We start from the raw sequence: 15,973 nt of genomic DNA, 5'->3' as shown, positions 1-15,973 counted from the left end.
CATGTACCGGGGCGCAAGGTTCACCGCGCACTAAAGTGTCCGCCATGCCGCCGCCGCCCGAGCCGCCGGTCCCTCCGCCGCCCCCCGAGCCGCCGGTCCCTCCGCCGCCTCCCGGGACGCCGCCGCCCGGATGGTCGCCGCTGCCGCCGCTGCCGCCCGAGCTGCTGACGTCCGGCCCGCCGCCCGAGCCTCCTCCACCGCCGCGTTTCTGGGGGTACGCCGATCCGGAGCGGCTGCATGCGTGCCTGCTCGGCGGTGCGATCGGTGACGCGCTCGGCGCGCCCGTGGAGGGTCTGGCGCTCGGCCAGATCCGGGCCCGGCACGGCCGGGACGGTGTGACCGGCTTCGTCGACGAGCGCTTCGGGCGCGGCGCGGTCACCGACGACACCCAGCTGGCGATGTTCACGGCGCAGGCGCTGGTCGAGAGCTTCTTCCGGGCGCGGGACCGGGGGATCGGCGGCGCGACGATGGGCATGCTCCAGGAGGCGTACCTGACCTGGCTGACGGGCCAGGGGGAGCGGATCCCCGACCAGGGGATCATGGGCATGTACCGGATCCCGTGGCCGCACTCGGCGGTGATGGCGCGCCGGGGGCCGGGACGCACCACGATCGCCGCCCTGCACAAGGCCGCCGCGCGCCGGCGGCCCGGCTGGCCGCTCGGGACGACCGCCGAGCCGATCAACGACTCCAAGGGCTGCGCCGGGGTGGTGCGGGCGGCGCCGTGCGGCTTCCCGCCGCTCAGGGGCGCCGAGACCGCGTTCAACATCGGCCGCGACGCCGCGGCGCTCACGCACGGCCATCCGAGCGGCCACCTCCCGGCGGGGGTGCTCGCCGCGACCGTGTGGGTCCTGCTGCGCGGCGGCGACCTGCCGGAGGCGCTCGGCATCGCCCGCGAGATCCTCGAACGCCAGGGCGGGCACGGCGAGACGTCCGCCGCCCTCGACGCCGCCGTGGAGCTGGCGGAGCGCGGCGGGCCGCCGGCGCCCGAGCGGGTGGAGTCGCTCGGCGCGGGCTGGACCGGCGAGGAGGCGCTCGCCATCGGCGTGTACGCGGCGCTCGTCCCGATGCCCGCCGAGGACGCCGAGGGCGTTGAGAACGCGGCGGCGCGCCGGCTGCTGCTGGCCGTCAACCATTCGGGCGACAGCGACTCCACCGGCTCCATCTGCGGGAACCTCGTCGGCGCCCGGTACGGGGCCGAGGCGCTCCCGGCCCGCTGGCGGGCGGACGTGGAGGTCGCCGACGGGGTGCGGATGCTCGCGGATTCGTGCGCCGACGAGTTCGGCCCGAACCCGCCGAAGGACGCCTACGGATATCCGGTGAGGGGACGATGAGCGCCAACGACGGTGGCAACACCTATCTGGAGAAGGTCGTCGCGCAGCAGGCCGTCTTGGAGGACGACCTGAGGTCGCGCAGGTCGGCCCCGGCGCCGCCCGGCGCGGTGCCGCCGCCTGGGCCGCTGGCCAAGCGGGACCGCGCGCTCGGCGCCGCGCCCGCCGAGTCCGCCGAGACGGGCCCGGTCGAGGTGCGCATCAAGGGCTTCTGGCGCTGGAAGAACGTGCTGGTCCCGCCGAACGCCTTCGTCGTGCACACCCGCCGGGGGCGCGCGGAGCCGCTGCACATCGGGCTCGGGGTGTCGTTCCGGTTCAACCCGTCCACGGACTCGTTCCTGGTGGTGCCGGGCGCGACGCAGACGATCCTGATCAACGCGTACTGCATCTGCAACGAGCTGCAGGGCGTGCTCGTCCAGGGATACGTCCAGTGGATCGTCCAGGACTTCGCGACCGCCTACCGCAAGCTCGACTTCGGCGACGCGCAGGACCCGATGCGGGTGGTGAACCTGCAGCTGCGCGAGCAGGCGGAAGCGGCGATCAAGGACAAGGTCTCCAGCATGGGCGTGCGGGACGTGCTGAGCGACAAGCAGCCGATCATCGAGGAGCTGACGGCGCGGCTGCGCGCGGTCGCCGAGGGCGAGGACCACAGCGACCGGGGGCTCGGGCTGCGGATCGTCACCGTGCAGATCAAGGAGGCCGTGGTCAGCTCGTCGCGGCTGTGGGAGAACCTGCAGAAGCCGTACCGGGCCGAGCAGGGCCGGATCGCGCGGCTGGCGGAGCTGGAGGCGGAGGAGGCCGTCGCGCAGCGCGAGATGGCGGCCGAGCGGGTGAAGGAGACGCAGCGGCTGGAGCACGAGCGGGAGCTGGCGGAGCTGCGGTCGCGCAACGAGGCGCGGCGGTTCGACACCGAGGCGGCCGAGAAGCAGCGCCGGACCCGCCGCGAGCACGACGACGCCCGCGAGGTCGCCGAGCTGGAGACCGAGACGACCCGGCACGCGCTGCGGATGGAGCGGGAGCGGCACGCGGAGGAGGCCGAGACGGGCCGGCTGCGGATCGAGCGCGACCACGAGCTGACCCTGCTGCGGATCGAGGGCGAGCTGGCGGTCCAGGAGACGCGGGCGCGGTCCCAGCACGAGACGGCGCTGCTCGGCCTGGAGCGCGACCGGGCCCGCGCCGCGCTGGACAACGGGCAGACGCCCGCGGCGATCCAGGCGCGGCTCATCACCCGGCTGCCCGACATCCTGGAGCGGCTGCCGAAGCCGGACGAGCTGCGCACCGTGACCGTCAACGGCGCCGACCAGACGAGCGTCGCGGGCCTGCTGACGCAGCTCACCGCGGTGATCGGCGCCCTGCGCGCCGCCACCGCCGACGCCCCGTCCGCTACGGGCGGGGCGCCTGCGGGGGGAAGCGGACCGGCAGCGCGGTGAGCGCCCGGTGGAACGGGCCGGGCCGCCACTCCAGCTCGTCCACCGGGACGGCCAGTTCCATGTCGGGCAGCCGGTCGAGGAGCGTCTCGATCGCGGCGGACGCGAGGAGCCGCGCGTGCCCCTTCACGGGGCAGGTGTGCGGCCCGGCGGCGAACGCCAGGTGCGCGCGGTTGCCGACCCGTCCGGCCGCGGTGCGCGACGGGTCGGTGTTGGCGGCGGCGTAGGAGATGACGACGGGCTGGTCGGCGGGCAGGACGCGGCCGCGGAAGTGGACGTCCTGGCGCGGGAACGTGGCGCCGAAGTTCGCCATCGGCGGGTCGGTCCAGAGGACCTCGTCGAGGGCGTCCTCGACGGGGAGGCTGCCGCCGGACAGGTCGCCGCCGAACCGGTCGTCGGACAGCAGCAGCCGCAGCCCGTTGGCGATGAGGTTCTGCTCGGGCTCGGTGCCGGCGCCGAGCAGCAGCGCGATCTGCTCGGCCATCTCGTCGTCGTCGAGGTCCGCCGGATGGCCGATCATCCAGGACGCCATGTCCGCGCCCGGGTTCGCGCGCTTGTGCGCGACCAGGTCGCGGGTCGCGCGGTGCAGCACCGCGTTGGCCTCCTCGGCGGACGTCCCGTCGAAGATGCCGCTCATCCCCTGGACGAGCCGGTCGCCGATCTCGGCGGGGCAGCCGAACAGCTCGTTGAACACCACCAGCGGCAGGACCCGCGCGTACTGGCCGATGAGGTCGGCCTCGCCGTCGGCGGCGAACGCGTCGACGAGCCGGGACGCGGCCGCCTCGACGTGGCCGCGCAGCGCCCCGGTGTCGACCCGGGCGACGCTGTCGGTGATGACCGACCGGAGCCGGGCGTGCACCGGGCCGTTGGCCGACAGCGTGTTCGGCCGGTACATCAGCAGCGGCAGGACGGGACAGTCGGCGGGGACGCCCTGCTGCCAGCGGGTCGCGTCGCGCGGGAACCGGCCGGGGTCGCGCATGACCTCCAGCGCCGCGTCGTAGCCGATGACGAGCGTCGCCGGGATGCCGGGCGACAGCTCGACGGGCGCGAGGTCGCCGTGCGCGCGCAGCGCGGCGTAGACGCGGCCGGGGTCGGCGGCGAACTCCGGGCCGTAGAGCCGCCCGGGCTCGGGCGCGCCGCCGCCGGCGCTGCCGTCGGCGTCGTCGATGGGGCGGGTCTGGTCGACGGTCACGGAGCCTCCTGGCCTGCGGTGAGCAGGTGGTCGACGAGGGCGATCAGCGCGTGCGTGGACGACGCCCGGTCCCGCGCGTCGCAGGTGACCAGCGGCGTCGACGGGGCGAGGTCGAGCGCCTCGCGCACCTCGGCGTCGGGGAACTCCGGCGACCCGTCGAACCGGTTGACCGCCACCGCGTACGGCAGGCCCTGCTTCTCCACGATGTCCATGACGGCGAACGACTCCTGCAGCCGCGCGGTGTCCACCAGGATCAGCGCGCCGAGGGCGCCGCGCGCCAGGTCGTTCCAGAGCCGGGTGAAGCGCTGCTGGCCGGGCGCGCCGAACAGGTACAGGACGAGGTCGTCGCTCAGCGTCAGCCGGCCGAAGTCCATCGCGACGGTGGTCGTCGTCTTGTCCCGGACGCCGGCGAGGTCGTCGACGGAGGCGCCGGCCTGCGTCATCCGCTCCTCGGTGCGCAGCGGCCGGATCTCCGAGAGCGTCCCGACGTAGGTGGTCTTGCCGACCGCGAAGTGCCCCACGATGAGGATCTTCACGGCGGTCCGGACGGTCTCGCGCAGGTAGGGCCCGCCGCCCGCCACGCGCGTGTCAGAGGCTGGCGCGGAGTCCATCGAGCACCTCCTGAAGGAGCCGGGTGCGGGACGGCCTGGCGGCCGGCGCCGGCGCCCGCGTGGTGAGGTGGCCGCTGTCGACCAGGTCGGACAGCAGCACCTTGGTCACCCCGACGGGCAGCGACAGGTGCCCGGCGATCTCCGCGACCGACAGCGCGCCGCCCCGGCACAGCTCGACGATCCGCAGCTTCTCGGGGGACAGCCCGGTACGGGGCAGGTCGCCGGCCGAGATCACCAGCGTCACCAGGTCGAACACGTTGCGGGACGGGTGCGCCCGGCCGCCGGTGACGACGTGCGGGCGGACCAGCGCCCGCTCGTTGCGGCGGCGGCTCATGCGCGGGTGTCCGCGCCCGGTCGGGGCGGGCTGGTCAGCTCCTTGCCCAGCCGCTGCACCAGCTCCTGGAGCCGGAACGACACCGTCTCCATGTCCACGTGCTGCGTCGCCGACACCGCCAGGTAGGCGCCCGGCCCCGCCGCGACGAGGAACACGTACCCGTCGTCGAACTCGCTGACGGTCTGCCGCCACGTCGTGCCCGCGTCGCCGCAGAACTCGGCGGTGCTGCGGGCCAGCGACTGCAGCCCGGACATGCCGGCCGCCTGCCGTTCGGCGTCGTCGCGGCCGATCCGCTCCGAGTGGGCCATCAGCAGCCCGTCGGCCGACAGCAGGATCGCGTACCGCGTCTCCGGCATCCGCAGTGCGTCGTCGAGCATCCACCCGAGCCGGTTCGTGCCGTCGTCCATCGCGCCGTTCCACCCCTCGTTCATGGCCGCAGGTCCTTTCCTTCAACGCCCGGCGGGGGCACCGGAGTGCCGGCGGGCGGCGTGCCCGCGCGGCCGGACCGGGTGCCGCGCTGCCAGGCGCCGAGTCCCGCCGCGGTCTCGCGCGCGGGACGCGCCGGCTCGGCCCAGGCGGCCGGCGCGGGCGCGTCCGCCGTGTCCGGCTCGTCCGGTTCGGGGGTGCGGTCGGCGACCGCGACGCGGCTGCGCTTGGGCAGCCCGTGCTCGGTGGACGGGGCGTCCGGCGCGGCGGCGGACCGCGCGCGCTCCGCCCCGGCTCCGGACGCGGCGGGCCGGGCCCGCGGGTCGTCGGGGACGTCGGCGAGCAGCGCGCTCGGCACGAACACGACCGCGCGGACGCCGCCGTAGGGGGAGCGGGAGTCGACGGACACGGTGAACCCGTACCGGGCGGCGAGGACGCCGGCGACGGCGAACCCGACGCGGGGCGGGTCGCCGAGCCGGTGCACGTCCGCCGATGCCTCGCCGGACAGCAGCTCGGTGGCGCGCTGCAGCTCCTCGGCGTCCATCGCGACGCCCGCGTCGTCGATGGTGATGGCGACGCCGTTGTGCGCGGTGCGGAAGTTGACCTCGACGGCGGTGTCGGGGCGCGAGTGCCGGGCGGCGTTGTCGAGCAGTTCGGCGAGCGTCAGCACGACCGGTTCGACGGCCCGGCTGGTGATCGCCGTGTTCACCGGCCCCTCGAGGTTGATCCGCAGGTAGTCGCGGATGCGGGAGGTCGCGCCGCGCACCACGTCGGTCATGGAGGACGCCGAGCGCTGCTGGCCCGGCCAGGACCCGCACAGCACGGCGGTGGCCTGCGCGCGCCGGCCGAGCTGGGCGTTCATGTGGTCGATGCGCAGCAGGCCGTCGAGGACCTCGGGGTCGTCGTGGCGGTCCTGCATGGTGGAGATCGCGAGCTGCTGCTCGTTGGCGAGGCTCTGCACGGCGCGCATCATCGCGCGCAGAGTCGCCTTGGCGGACTGGTCGGCGCGCGCCCTGACCTGGTCGGCGGACCCGGCGAACAGGTCCATGACGGTCTGCAGGGACTGCCCGTAGGCGGGCGCCTTGCGGGTGAGGTCGTGCAGGGGGCCGGCGACGCGCATGCCCGGGTTGTGGAGGGAGTCCATCAGTTCGGGCAGCCGGACGGCGGCGAGGTGCCGCAGTTCCTTGTCGCGCAGCTCGACGCCGGCGGCGAGGACGGCGTTCTGGTCGCGGAGTTCGGCGGTCAGCCGCCGCTGGCGCGCGAGCAGGACCGCGGCGGCGACGCCGGCGGCGGCCACGACGGCGAGCGCCGCCGCCAACAGGGTTTGCTCCATCTGATCCTCGTGCGCAGGGGGTGCCGGGCTGGCCGGTGGGGCCCGCCTTGTGGCCGGTCGGGGGGTGGGTGCGGGCGGCGTCTTCCCAGGGTGTGACGTGCCGCGGTGTCGTGACCGTAGGCCGGGGCGGCGCGGGGGCGCTTGTGCGCGCGCGCAGAGAACTTGCCGCGGGACGCATGCCATGATCACCGGTAGTCCGATACGCGTTACTTTCCGGCGTGTTCAGGTGATTTGGCGGCGGTGATCGTACTACCCTCGGTCCGGCGGGCCGCCCCGGTGACCAGCGTGTCCCCGACGCCTGCTCCGGCGCCGTCCGCCCTGGTACGGCACGGCGGAAGGGCAGGGGTGGACGACGGCGCCTACCGGCTCGCCCTGCACTGGCCGGAGCAGATCGACTGCGTCCGCACCGCCGGGCAGGCCCGCCGCGAGCGCACCGACGGCTACCGCTTCCTGCTGCCCCTCGACGGCGAACTGACCCTCGTCCAGAACGGCCGCGAGGCGCGGCTGCGCCCCGGCACCGGCGGCCTCGTCACGCTCGCCGAGCCGTTCCGGATCAGCCTCGCGCCCGGGAACGGTCCCACGGCCCCGCGCCCGAAGGACGGGGGCCGGCGCGGCGGCCCCGCCCGCGCGTTCGTCATGACGATCCCGGCGCGCGAGATGGACCGCCGGCTGCGCCGCCCGTCCCCGGTCGCCACCGGCCTCGACCTGTCCGCCGGCCTCGGCCGCGTCGTCGCCGACATGGTGCGCGCCGTCGGCGAGGAGCGCCGCGCCCTCAGCGCCGCCCAGTTCGACGCCGCCTGCGACCGGATCACCGAGCTGCTCTGCGTGATCGTCGCCGGCCGGCAGCGGCCCGCCGCGCCCGGCCACCTCGCCGAGGTCGAGGCCGTCGTGCGCCGCTACGTCCGCGAGCACGCCACCGAGCCCGGCCTCACCGGCGCCGCGATGGCGCAGGACCTCGGCTGGTCGCTGCGCCAGGTCCAGCTCGCCCTCCAGCACGCCGGGACGACGCCGCGCGAGCTGATCCGCGAGGAGCGGCTCCGGCTCGTCCGGGACCGGCTGCGCAACCCGCAGGACCGCGACGTCACCATCACCGACCTCGCGCACGCCGCCGGGTTCTCCTCGGCCAGCGCGCTCAGCACCGCGTTCCGCCGCCGGTTCGGGGTGAGCCCGCGCGAGCTGCGGCACGCCGCGCACTGAGGGCAAGCGGATTGGCACGCGTTTCCATTCACCCGCGCGCCGCCCGGGGTTACCATTCGGCTGACTTCGTCGGACGGGGCAGACGCGGGTAGGAGCGTGCGCGCGTGGACCTCGGCCCCCACCACCTCAGGATGATCGAGGCCGTCGCGGCGACCGGCAGCATCAGCAAGGCCGCCGCCCGGCTCGGGCTCACCCAGCCCGCCGTCAGCACGATGCTGCGCCGCGTCGAGGGCCATCTCGGCGTGCAGCTGTTCGTCCGCTCCCCCGAGGGGGTGCTGCCGACGCCGGTCGGCGCGGAGGTCGCGACGCGGGCGCGCGCGGCGCTGGCCTGCATCGACGACCTGAACGCGGCGCTGGCGCACCGCCGCGACCCGGCGTCGGCGCCGTCGCTGCGGGTCGGGGTGCAGGCGTGCCCGGCGCTGACCCGGCTGAGCGACCACCTCGGCGAGCTGGCCGCGTCCGCGCGGCTGCACCTGCGCGTCGACCCGGGCGGCGGCCGGATCCCGGCGCTGCTGGCGTCCGGCGCCCTCGACATCGGGCTGTTCCAGGAGCCGGCCGGGCACGACCGTCCCGTCCCGGAGGGGCTGCGGCGGCTGGTGCTGGTGGAGCGCGAGCCGGCGCTGGTCGGGATGTCGGCGGCGAGCCCGCTGGCCGCCGGCCGGACCGTCGGGCTCGGCGAGCTGGCCGACCAGGACTGGATCGACGACCCGCTGGACGACGGCCCGTGGCCCGCCTACTTCCGCGCGGCCTGCGCCGGCGCCGGGTTCCAGCCGCGCGTGCGGTTCTGGGCGACCGACTGGCAGATCTCCTCGTCGCTGATCCGGTCCGGGCGGGCGGTCGGCATCTACCAGCCGACGGCGGCGCCCCGCGACGGCATGGCGTTCCGGCGGATCACCGGCGACCCGCTCGCCCAGCGGGTCGTGCTGGTGTGGCGGCCGGAGGCGGAGGACGCGGCGGCGCGGCTGCGCGGCGTCTTCGGCGACGTCTACATGGAGCTCGTCCGGGCGCAGCGCGTCTACGGCGAGTGGTGGGACGAGCACCCCGAAGCCCACCCGGCCCTCCCCGCCTGGTCCTGCGGCGCTGCGCCGGGCTGAACGGTCGCCACGATCTCCGGAAAGGTGCCGTAAGGACCGAGACGGCCCAGCGCCGCGCGGAACCGCATGTCGGTGCCGAACAGCGGGCCGGGCAGCGGAACGGCGCCGCTCGGTGCGGCGCGCAGCACATTCAGGGTCAGATGAGGGCGGAACCGCGTCCCGGACGGGCTGAGCATCGGCGCTTGGGCGGCGTCCAGCCAGGAACGCGCGGCCTCGTGGAGTTCGAGCAGAGCCGCGGAGCGCACGCACTCCAGCCCGCAGTAGACACCGCCCTCCGGGACGTACGGGTCGCCCGGAGCGATCGGGGCGAACATCAGACCGGCGAACCGCAGCGCGAGATCCATCCGGTGGTGAGCCGTGAGCTCGGTCCACAGGGCCATGGCCGTCTCCGCCGACACCTCCGCGTGCACCACGCTGACGTGGGGCGGCGCGCCGGCGCCCAGTCGCATGATCGGGTCGCCGAGCCGGGCGGTCTCGGCGGACAGCCGCGTCAGAGGGCCGGGGTCCGCCGGCAGCAAGATGATTCCGTACGCCATGGGTCGCACAGGCTACTAAGGCCCGCAACAGGGCGCGTCCCGCGGACCGTCGCCGGTCCGCGGGACACGCCCCGAGCCGCGGGCCCCAGGAGGGGGACGGGAGCCCGCGTCCGGCGGCTACCTCGGGACGCGCCTGCGGCGGGCCGCGACGATGCCGGCCGCCGCGGCCAGCGCGCCGCCGGCGCCGAGGGCGGACAGGAGCGGCGCCGCGCCCCCGCCGCCCTGTTTCCCGACGCCCGTGCGGGGCGTGTAGCCGCCGAGCCTCCCGGTCCGCTGGTAGGACGATCCGGGAAGTTTGTCGGCGTACCGGGTGCGAACCAGGTTCCGGTACGCCGCCACCGTCACGCCGCGTTGCCCGACCGACGTCGTGGCGGTGGAGTTCAGGCCGGTGACCCGGCCGCCCTTGAGCCGGTACCAGGCGTTGATCTGCGGCTCGGTGAACACCGTGCCGCCGTCGGCGCGCGCCGGGTAGGCGGACTCGTCGGTGCCGGAGATCACGTTCATGACCTTCCAGCCCTGGCCCTGCCTGGTCAGCCACATCGTGGCGTGCTGGCCGGTCGCCGAGTGCGCGCCGACCGCGAGGTAGGCGAACGTCGCGACGGACGCGTCCTTGCGCCCCTGCACGAACGCCGGGTTCAGCGTGTAGACGGGCCGGACCGCGCCGTCCAGCGCGGGCGCCTTCGCCGCCTTGGCGGCCTTGCTGACGGCCTGGTTCGTCAGCTTCCCGTGCTGGTGCTGGTCGAGGTGGACGAAGAAGGCCGCGAGCCGCTCCGTGGCGGCCGGAGCGGCGGCGGTCTTCGCGGCGGCGGCCGTGTCCGCCGGGGACGGGTCCGGTCCGGCGGCGAGCGCCGTCCCGGTGCCCGCGAACATCGTGACGCCGAGTCCGGCGGTCACCGCTCCCGCGGCGAGTTTCCGTGATGCGCGCATGTCAACCACCGATCCCCGAGAGAGCCTGGCCCCACTGGAACTGGTAATTGCTGACGTAACTGCTGTAGTCCATTTCCGAGTACCGGGGGCTGGACGGCCACGGGTCGCCGTAGGAGATCGTCTGGCTGCTCGGGTCGTAGCCGTAGATGACCTGGGAGTGCCCGCCGCCCGCCGACCAGTAGATGCCGGTCTGGACGGGCCGCTGCCCGTCGATCTCCCCTTCCACGCCCTGGAACGAGAGGGGCCCGCTGACGTAGCCCGGGTTCAGGCCGAGCGACTGGAACGCGCGCTGGTCCCATTCGAGCTGGCCGGCCTGGTTGGGGCAGTAACCGCCCTGCGGGTAGCCGCGTGCGAGGTTGCAGAAGTCGTTCTGGCTGACGTTGCCGACGCCGAAGTACTTGGCGATCGTCAGCCCGCTGGCGGCCCAGCACCACTGGTCCTGCTGCTGCACCTGCTGGGTGATGGGGAGCTCGCCGGCCGCGGCGGCTCCGGTGCCGGTCGCGGCGGTGAGGGTGCCCGCCGCGACGGCGGCGGCCCCGCACGCGAGCCGCCATCGTGCCCGGGCGCCCCGGGTACGCGTTCTCATTCGCTTCCGCCTTTTCTCCCGGCGTGCCGAAGAGCGCCTCGCGCACGGGGAGCTTGCAATTCCCATCCGGTGCCGGGGTGGATTTGTCCGGACGGGGACTGCCGTGCGCGAGGCCGAAGCAACGCGATTACAGTCTCATTCGCCCAAAACCGGGGGAAATGCCAACAGGTCATAACTTCCGGATATATCCGTGCGAACGACGAGGTCCGCCCAGGTCAGGCAGGCGCTGGACGTTCCGCGTCACAGGGCATGGACAACCGCCGCCCGGACGCGTTCACTCGAACCGTGGAAGGATCCGCCGCGCAAGGACCCGTCGAGCCCCTCCGGACGCCCGCGACCTGGTCCGGCCTGATCTGCTCCGTCCTCTTCTGCGACGTCGCCGGCTTCGGCGACCCCGCCCGCGACGACGAGGACCGCCGGGTCGTCCGCCAGGTCACCTACGGCATCCTGCTGGCCGCGCTGGAGGCCTCCGGCGTCACGGACGCCGACCACTACCGCGAGGACCGCGGCGACGGCGCCCTCGTCATCGTCTCGCCGGCCGTGCCGACCGCCTCGCTCATCGACCCGCTGGCCGACCGGCTGGCGACGGCCCTCCGGCTGCACAACCACCGCGCCGGCGCCGCCGTCCGCGTCCAGCTGCGCGTCGCCCTGCACGTCGGCCCCATCAGCGCCGACGCCGAGGGCGTCAGCGGCGGCGCCATCATCCACGCCGCCCGCCTCCTCGAAGCCCCCGTCCTCAAGGACGCCCTCGCCCGCACCGGCGCCGACCTGGGCCTCATCGTCTCGCCGTTCGTGCACGACGGCTTCGTCGCGCACCTGCACGGCCCCATCGACCCCGCCGCCTTCGAGCGCGTCGAGGTCAAGGTGAAAGAGACCAGCACCGAAGCCTGGATGTACCTGAGCCGCGCCACCCGCGCCCCGGCCGTCCCGGAGCCGTCGGCCGCGCCGCCGTCAGCCGACCCCCGCCGCCTCGACCGCTCCACCGTCTTCCACGGCGACATCACCGTGCACGGCGACCTGATCGCCGGCGACAAGATCGTCTACGAGGAGTGAGGGCGCCGCGCCCCGCCACTGCGCGATGCCCTTCACCAGGCGGTCCCATTTGTCGGGCGAGCGGGACACCGCGAGGTTCCGGACCGCCGTGTACCTCAGCAGCCAGTCCGTCGCCTCCGTGCTGAGACGCGTCCCGGAGGCGTCGCGGTAGGCGTCCATGAACAGCTCGGCCAGATCCCACCGCGGTTCGACGGGCTGGAGGTAGGCCAGATGCAGCGCGGCCAGCGTCACGTCGTACCACTGGACGTCCCGGTGCGCCCGGTCCCAGTCGACGATCTCCACGACCCGCCCGTCCCGCACGAGCAGGTTCTCCGGCCGCAGATCATGGTGGGTGAGACCCTCCCGGCCCAGGTCCAGCCCCGGCCGCTGCCCGTGCAGACGGTCCATCTCGCGGCGGAACAGGGCGATGTGCTGCGGGGCGCGCCGTCTCGCCTCCATGTCGCGGACGAGGGCGTCCACGCGCTCGAGCGTGTCCGCGAGCCCCCATTCGTAGGGCCTCAGGCGGCGGGCGGGTATTTTCAGCACTTGCGCGTCGATTGTGAGTGCATTGCGATGAATGAGGGAGAGTTTCTCGGCCGCGTCCGCGATCAGCGCCGAGGACGACCAATCCGGCGCGCGGTCGTGCTCGGTGTAGGACCGGACGAACCACCGGTTCACCGGGCCGTCCACCCAGCACCGCCCGTTCCGCCGCCCCGGCTGGAGCGGAGGCCGGACCACCGTCCGCGCCTCGGTCCGCGCAAGCGCCTGCATGATGGCGAACTGGCGGGAGAATGGGACCCTGCCGTGTTCCCTGCGCACCTTCGACGCCACGTACCGCAGATCGTCCTGCCGGTAGGTGTAGTGCAGGCTGTAGTGGCGGCGCGGTGCGCCTAAGAAATCGGGACTCCGGTGGCCGTAATGCCGTCTGAGAATCTCACGACATACGATGAACCGGTCATTGGGCTCGGGCAAGGTACATCCTTGGCGATAATTACCGGGCCGTACGCAGGCCCAAGCCGCTATTGCACCACACGGTGCGTTGTCGCCGGATGAAGTACCGATTAACGAGTGTCACGAGTCGGTTAATCAATCTCGCAAAGGACGGCCGGGCTTCATCAAACCGTCGCGAGGCGGGCGGACAGGGTGTCGGCTTCGGCCTGGGTCGCCTGGGACAGGGCGGGGTCGCCGGCGTCCTGGTAGATCCTCGCCTGGAGTTCGAGGGTCTTGACGGCGCCGTGCTCGTCGCCGATCCGCATTGCGGTCTCCCTGGCGCGCTCGACGGTGGCGATGGCGTCCGGCAGCCGGCCGAGGCGCCAGAGGATCTCGCCGAGCGCGCGCAGCGTGACCGCCTGGCCGTACTGGTGGTCGATCTCCATTCCCAGCCGCAGGGAGCGGGACGCGGTGCTCAGGGCCTTCTCGGCCCGTCCCATCTTCAGGTAGACCTTGCTGAGCAGGTCGAGCGAGCTGGCGATCCCGCGCTTGTCGCCGATGACGTGGCAGAGCCGGAGGGAGCGCTTGGCGGACGTGCAGGCGCGGGCGAGGCGGCCGTCGTTGAGGTCGATCAGGCCGAGGGCGTTGAGGGTGTTGGCCTCGCCGTGCCGGTCGCCGATCTCGCGGCGGACGGCGAGCGCGCGCTCGGCGTCAAGGCGCGCCTGCCGGTACTCGCGCATCCGCCGGTAGCAGCGGCTGAGGGTCTCCAGCGCCTCCGCCTCCTGGTGCCGGTCGCCCAGTTCCTGGACGATGTCGAGCGCCTCGAGGCCCGCCTGGACGGCCTCCTCGTGGCGTCCGAGCCGGCGCCGGATGGTGGACAGGTAGACCAGCGCCTGGCCCTCGCCCTGCCGGTCGTTGATCTGCCGGCGGATCGCCAGCGCCTGCTCGGCGTGCTCGCGGGCCTGGAGGTGGTGGCCGATCCGCATGTTGAGGTAGCCGAGGAAGGCGAGCGTCTCGCCCTCGCCGTGCCGGTCGCCGATCTCCTTGCGGATCCGCAGCGCCCGCGCGGTCGATTCGAGCGATTCGGCGAGCCGGCCCCGCGCGTAGTAGATCCGGGCCATGTAGTCGAGGGTCTCGGCCTCGCCGCGCAGATCGCCGATCTCCTTGCGGATCTGGAGGGCGTCCGCGGCGCACTCGTAGCCCTTGTGGTACTCGCTGAGGCCCCGGTAGCCGCGGGCGAGGGTGTCGAGGGTGGCGGCCTCCGCGTGCCGGTCGCTGATCTCCCGGCGCATGGCGAGCGCCTGTTTGCCCAGTTCCAGGGCGGTCTTGTAGTTGCTGAGCTGGACGTGCGTGCGGGCCATGTTGTCGCGGACGGCGGCCTCGCCGTAGCGGTCGCCCAGCCGGATGCTCAGCGCGAGCGCGCGTTCGGCCTCGGTGAGCGCCTCCTGCGCCTGCCCGAGTTCGCGGTGCGTCACCGACAGGTGGTGGTGCATGAAGAAGCAGGCGGGCGTGTTCCCGGCGCGTTCGGCGGCCGCGAGGCCGAGGCGGTGGGCCTCCAGGTTCTCGTGGCAGTAGCGGCGCAGCTCGTAGAAGTCGTGGACGGCGTCGGCGAGCTCCCAGGTGAGCTGGTCCCAGTGCAGCCGGGCGACCTGCCGGGTGATCTCGGTGAGGTTCGGCTGTTCGAGCGCGAACCAGTCGAGGTGGCGGGCGCGTTCGGCGGGGTCGGGGTTCACCGGCGGGGCGGTGAGCTCCTGCCGGATCGTCCGGCGGTACCGGTCGAGGAACCGTCCCGCCTGCTGGGCGGCGGTGAGGTACCAGGTCGCGAACCGCTGGACGGCCGCCTCCCGCACGATGGCGGAGTCCTCGTGCTGGGCGCGCCCGTGCGCGTACTCGCGCAGCAGTTCGTGCAGGCGGTGGCGGCCGCGTCCGATCGACTGGACGAGCCCGGCGGTCTCCAGCTGGTCGAGCAGGCGCCGGGCGGCCTCGGGGGTGGTGCCGAGCAGCGCCCCGACCGCCTCGGGGGCGACGTTGGGCCCCTCCACGAGGCCGAGGAGCCGGAACGTCCGGCGGGTCTCGGTGTCGAGGCTGCGGTAGGAGAGGTCGAAGGTGGCGCCGACGGCCTCGCGCGGGTCCTCGCTCAGCGCGAGCTTCGACAGCCGGTCGCCGTCGGAGAGCGCGTCGACGGTCTCGGCGACGGTCTGCTGGGGGCGGGTGGCGAGGTTCGCGGCGGCGACGCGGAGCGCGAGGGGGAGGCGGGCGCAGATGCGGACGAGCTCCGCCGCGGCCTTCGGTTCCCGCCGCGCCCGCTCGGGGCCCGCGACCTCGCCGATGAGGTCGAGCGCCTCGGCGTCGCGAAGCAGGTCGAGCGTGGTCGCCCGGGCGCCGTACCGGGCCACCAGCCCGGCGAGCGTGCGGCGGGCCGTCACCACCACGACGCAGGACGGGGTGCCGGGCAGCAGCGGGTAGACCTGCTGGGCGCTCGCCGCGTCGTCGAGGACGATGAGGACGCGGCGGCCGGCGAGCCGCGACCGGTAGACGGCGGCGAGCTCGTCCTCGTCGGCCGGCAGCCGGCTGACCGGGACGCGGAGGGTCCGCAGCGCCTGCCCGAGGGCCTCGCGGGGTGAGAGGGCGCCGCGTTTGGAGTAGCCGCGCAGGTCGATGAAGAGCTGGCCGTCGGGGAAGCGGCCGGACCGCAGGTGCGCCCAGTGCACGGCGAGGGCCGTCTTCCCGATGCCCGGCATACCGGAGAGCGCGATGATCACGGGGGTGGTGCCCTGGCCCGCGACGAGCCGGTCGAGGTCGGCGAGGATCTCGCGGCGGCCGGTGAAGCCGGGGACGTCCGGGGGGAGCTGGCGGGGCGGCGGCTCGGCCTCGGGGACGGGGCGCACGTGGACGATCTTGTCGCCGGAGACGAGGTCGCCCTCGATGCTGGCGCCGCCGAGTTCGGTCGTCATGCCGGGCCCCCGCGCTGAGATCGACCCGCGTTCACGGTAACCCGCGCCGGTTCCGCTGAACCAGGC

At 74.3% G+C, this 15,973-nt stretch carries 15 protein-coding genes; 5 read left to right on the top strand and 10 right to left on the bottom strand.

Translation table 11 applies throughout. The annotated features are described in order from the left end of the window. Positions 1 to 44 precede the first annotated feature (44 nt). Together J4709_RS14725 and J4709_RS14720 are read left to right on the top strand one after the other, a co-directional pair. Positions 45 to 1,331: an ADP-ribosylglycohydrolase family protein gene (locus J4709_RS14725; RefSeq protein WP_208241035.1), complete on the top strand. Its 1,287-nt coding sequence runs from the start codon at positions 45 to 47 to the stop codon at positions 1,329 to 1,331. Next, entirely contained in the window at positions 1,328 to 2,758 is a 1,431-nt protein-coding gene (locus J4709_RS14720; protein WP_208241034.1) for an SPFH domain-containing protein, read from the top strand. Before J4709_RS14725 ends, J4709_RS14720 begins: the two co-directional genes overlap by 4 nt. On the opposite strand, the gene J4709_RS14715 is transcribed toward J4709_RS14720, so the two are convergent. The 5 genes from J4709_RS14715 to J4709_RS14695 are packed head-to-tail and all read right to left on the bottom strand — an operon-like array spanning position 2,712 to position 6,651. Further along, the gene (locus tag J4709_RS14715) at positions 2,712 to 3,947 is read right to left on the bottom strand and encodes a cytochrome P450 (protein WP_232383458.1); all 1,236 of its coding nucleotides are present in this window, start codon (positions 3,945 to 3,947) and stop codon (positions 2,712 to 2,714) included. The genes J4709_RS14720 and J4709_RS14715 overlap by 47 nt on opposite strands. Further along, positions 3,944 to 4,558 carry a GTP-binding protein gene (locus J4709_RS14710; RefSeq protein WP_208241033.1) on the bottom strand — a complete coding sequence of 205 codons (615 nt, stop codon included), beginning with the start codon at positions 4,556 to 4,558 and terminating at the stop codon, positions 3,944 to 3,946. The genes J4709_RS14715 and J4709_RS14710 overlap by 4 nt, the downstream gene beginning before the upstream one ends. Beyond that, positions 4,536 to 4,892, bottom strand: coding sequence for a DUF742 domain-containing protein (locus J4709_RS14705; RefSeq protein ID WP_208241032.1), 357 nt, complete (start codon positions 4,890 to 4,892; stop codon positions 4,536 to 4,538). The genes J4709_RS14710 and J4709_RS14705 overlap by 23 nt, the downstream gene beginning before the upstream one ends. Then, positions 4,889 to 5,323, bottom strand: coding sequence for a roadblock/LC7 domain-containing protein (locus J4709_RS14700; protein ID WP_232383457.1), 435 nt, complete (start codon positions 5,321 to 5,323; stop codon positions 4,889 to 4,891). Before J4709_RS14700 ends, J4709_RS14705 begins: the two co-directional genes overlap by 4 nt. After that, a complete protein-coding gene (locus tag J4709_RS14695) occupies positions 5,320 to 6,651 on the bottom strand; it encodes an ATP-binding protein (RefSeq protein WP_208241031.1) in 1,332 nt (443 codons plus the stop codon). Before J4709_RS14695 ends, J4709_RS14700 begins: the two co-directional genes overlap by 4 nt. A gap of 240 nt (positions 6,652 to 6,891) precedes the next feature. Here J4709_RS14695 and J4709_RS14690 point away from each other — a divergent pair, with 240 nt between their 5' ends. Beyond that, positions 6,892 to 7,848: a helix-turn-helix domain-containing protein gene (locus J4709_RS14690; protein WP_307801240.1), complete on the top strand. Its 957-nt coding sequence runs from the start codon at positions 6,892 to 6,894 to the stop codon at positions 7,846 to 7,848. A gap of 104 nt (positions 7,849 to 7,952) precedes the next feature. Beyond that, positions 7,953 to 8,942 carry a LysR family transcriptional regulator gene (locus J4709_RS14685; RefSeq protein ID WP_208241030.1) on the top strand — a complete coding sequence of 330 codons (990 nt, stop codon included), beginning with the start codon at positions 7,953 to 7,955 and terminating at the stop codon, positions 8,940 to 8,942. Here J4709_RS14685 and J4709_RS14680 read toward each other — a convergent pair. The 3 genes from J4709_RS14680 to J4709_RS14670 form a co-directional block, all read right to left on the bottom strand. Then, entirely contained in the window at positions 8,864 to 9,478 is a 615-nt protein-coding gene (locus tag J4709_RS14680) for a hypothetical protein (protein WP_208241029.1), read from the bottom strand. The genes J4709_RS14685 and J4709_RS14680 overlap by 79 nt on opposite strands. A 117-nt stretch (positions 9,479 to 9,595) precedes the next feature. Then, entirely contained in the window at positions 9,596 to 10,405 is an 810-nt protein-coding gene (locus J4709_RS14675) for a hypothetical protein (RefSeq protein ID WP_208241028.1), read from the bottom strand. Position 10,406: 1 nt separating this feature from the next. Further along, positions 10,407 to 10,991, bottom strand: coding sequence for a papain-like cysteine protease family protein (locus J4709_RS14670; RefSeq protein ID WP_208241027.1), 585 nt, complete (start codon positions 10,989 to 10,991; stop codon positions 10,407 to 10,409). A 285-nt stretch (positions 10,992 to 11,276) separates the two neighbouring features. Between J4709_RS14670 and J4709_RS14665 the strand changes: the two genes are divergently transcribed. Further along, a complete protein-coding gene (locus J4709_RS14665) occupies positions 11,277 to 12,044 on the top strand; it encodes a nucleotidyl cyclase domain-containing protein (protein ID WP_208241026.1) in 768 nt (255 codons plus the stop codon). Here J4709_RS14665 and J4709_RS14660 read toward each other — a convergent pair. Then, positions 11,943 to 12,794: a phosphotransferase gene (locus J4709_RS14660; RefSeq protein ID WP_208241025.1), complete on the bottom strand. Its 852-nt coding sequence runs from the start codon at positions 12,792 to 12,794 to the stop codon at positions 11,943 to 11,945. The two genes, J4709_RS14665 and J4709_RS14660, sit on opposite strands and share 102 nt — an antisense overlap. 344 nt (positions 12,795 to 13,138) lie before the next feature. Beyond that, positions 13,139 to 15,907, bottom strand: a complete 2,769-nt coding sequence (locus tag J4709_RS14655; RefSeq protein WP_208241024.1) for a tetratricopeptide repeat protein — start codon at positions 15,905 to 15,907, stop codon at positions 13,139 to 13,141. Between the last annotated feature and the right edge of the window lie 66 nt (positions 15,908 to 15,973).

This window comes from Actinomadura violacea (assembly GCF_017573465.1).
GTDB lineage: Bacteria > Actinomycetota > Actinomycetes > Streptosporangiales > Streptosporangiaceae > Spirillospora > Spirillospora violacea.
This window is presented reverse-complemented; position numbering and strand designations above follow the sequence as displayed.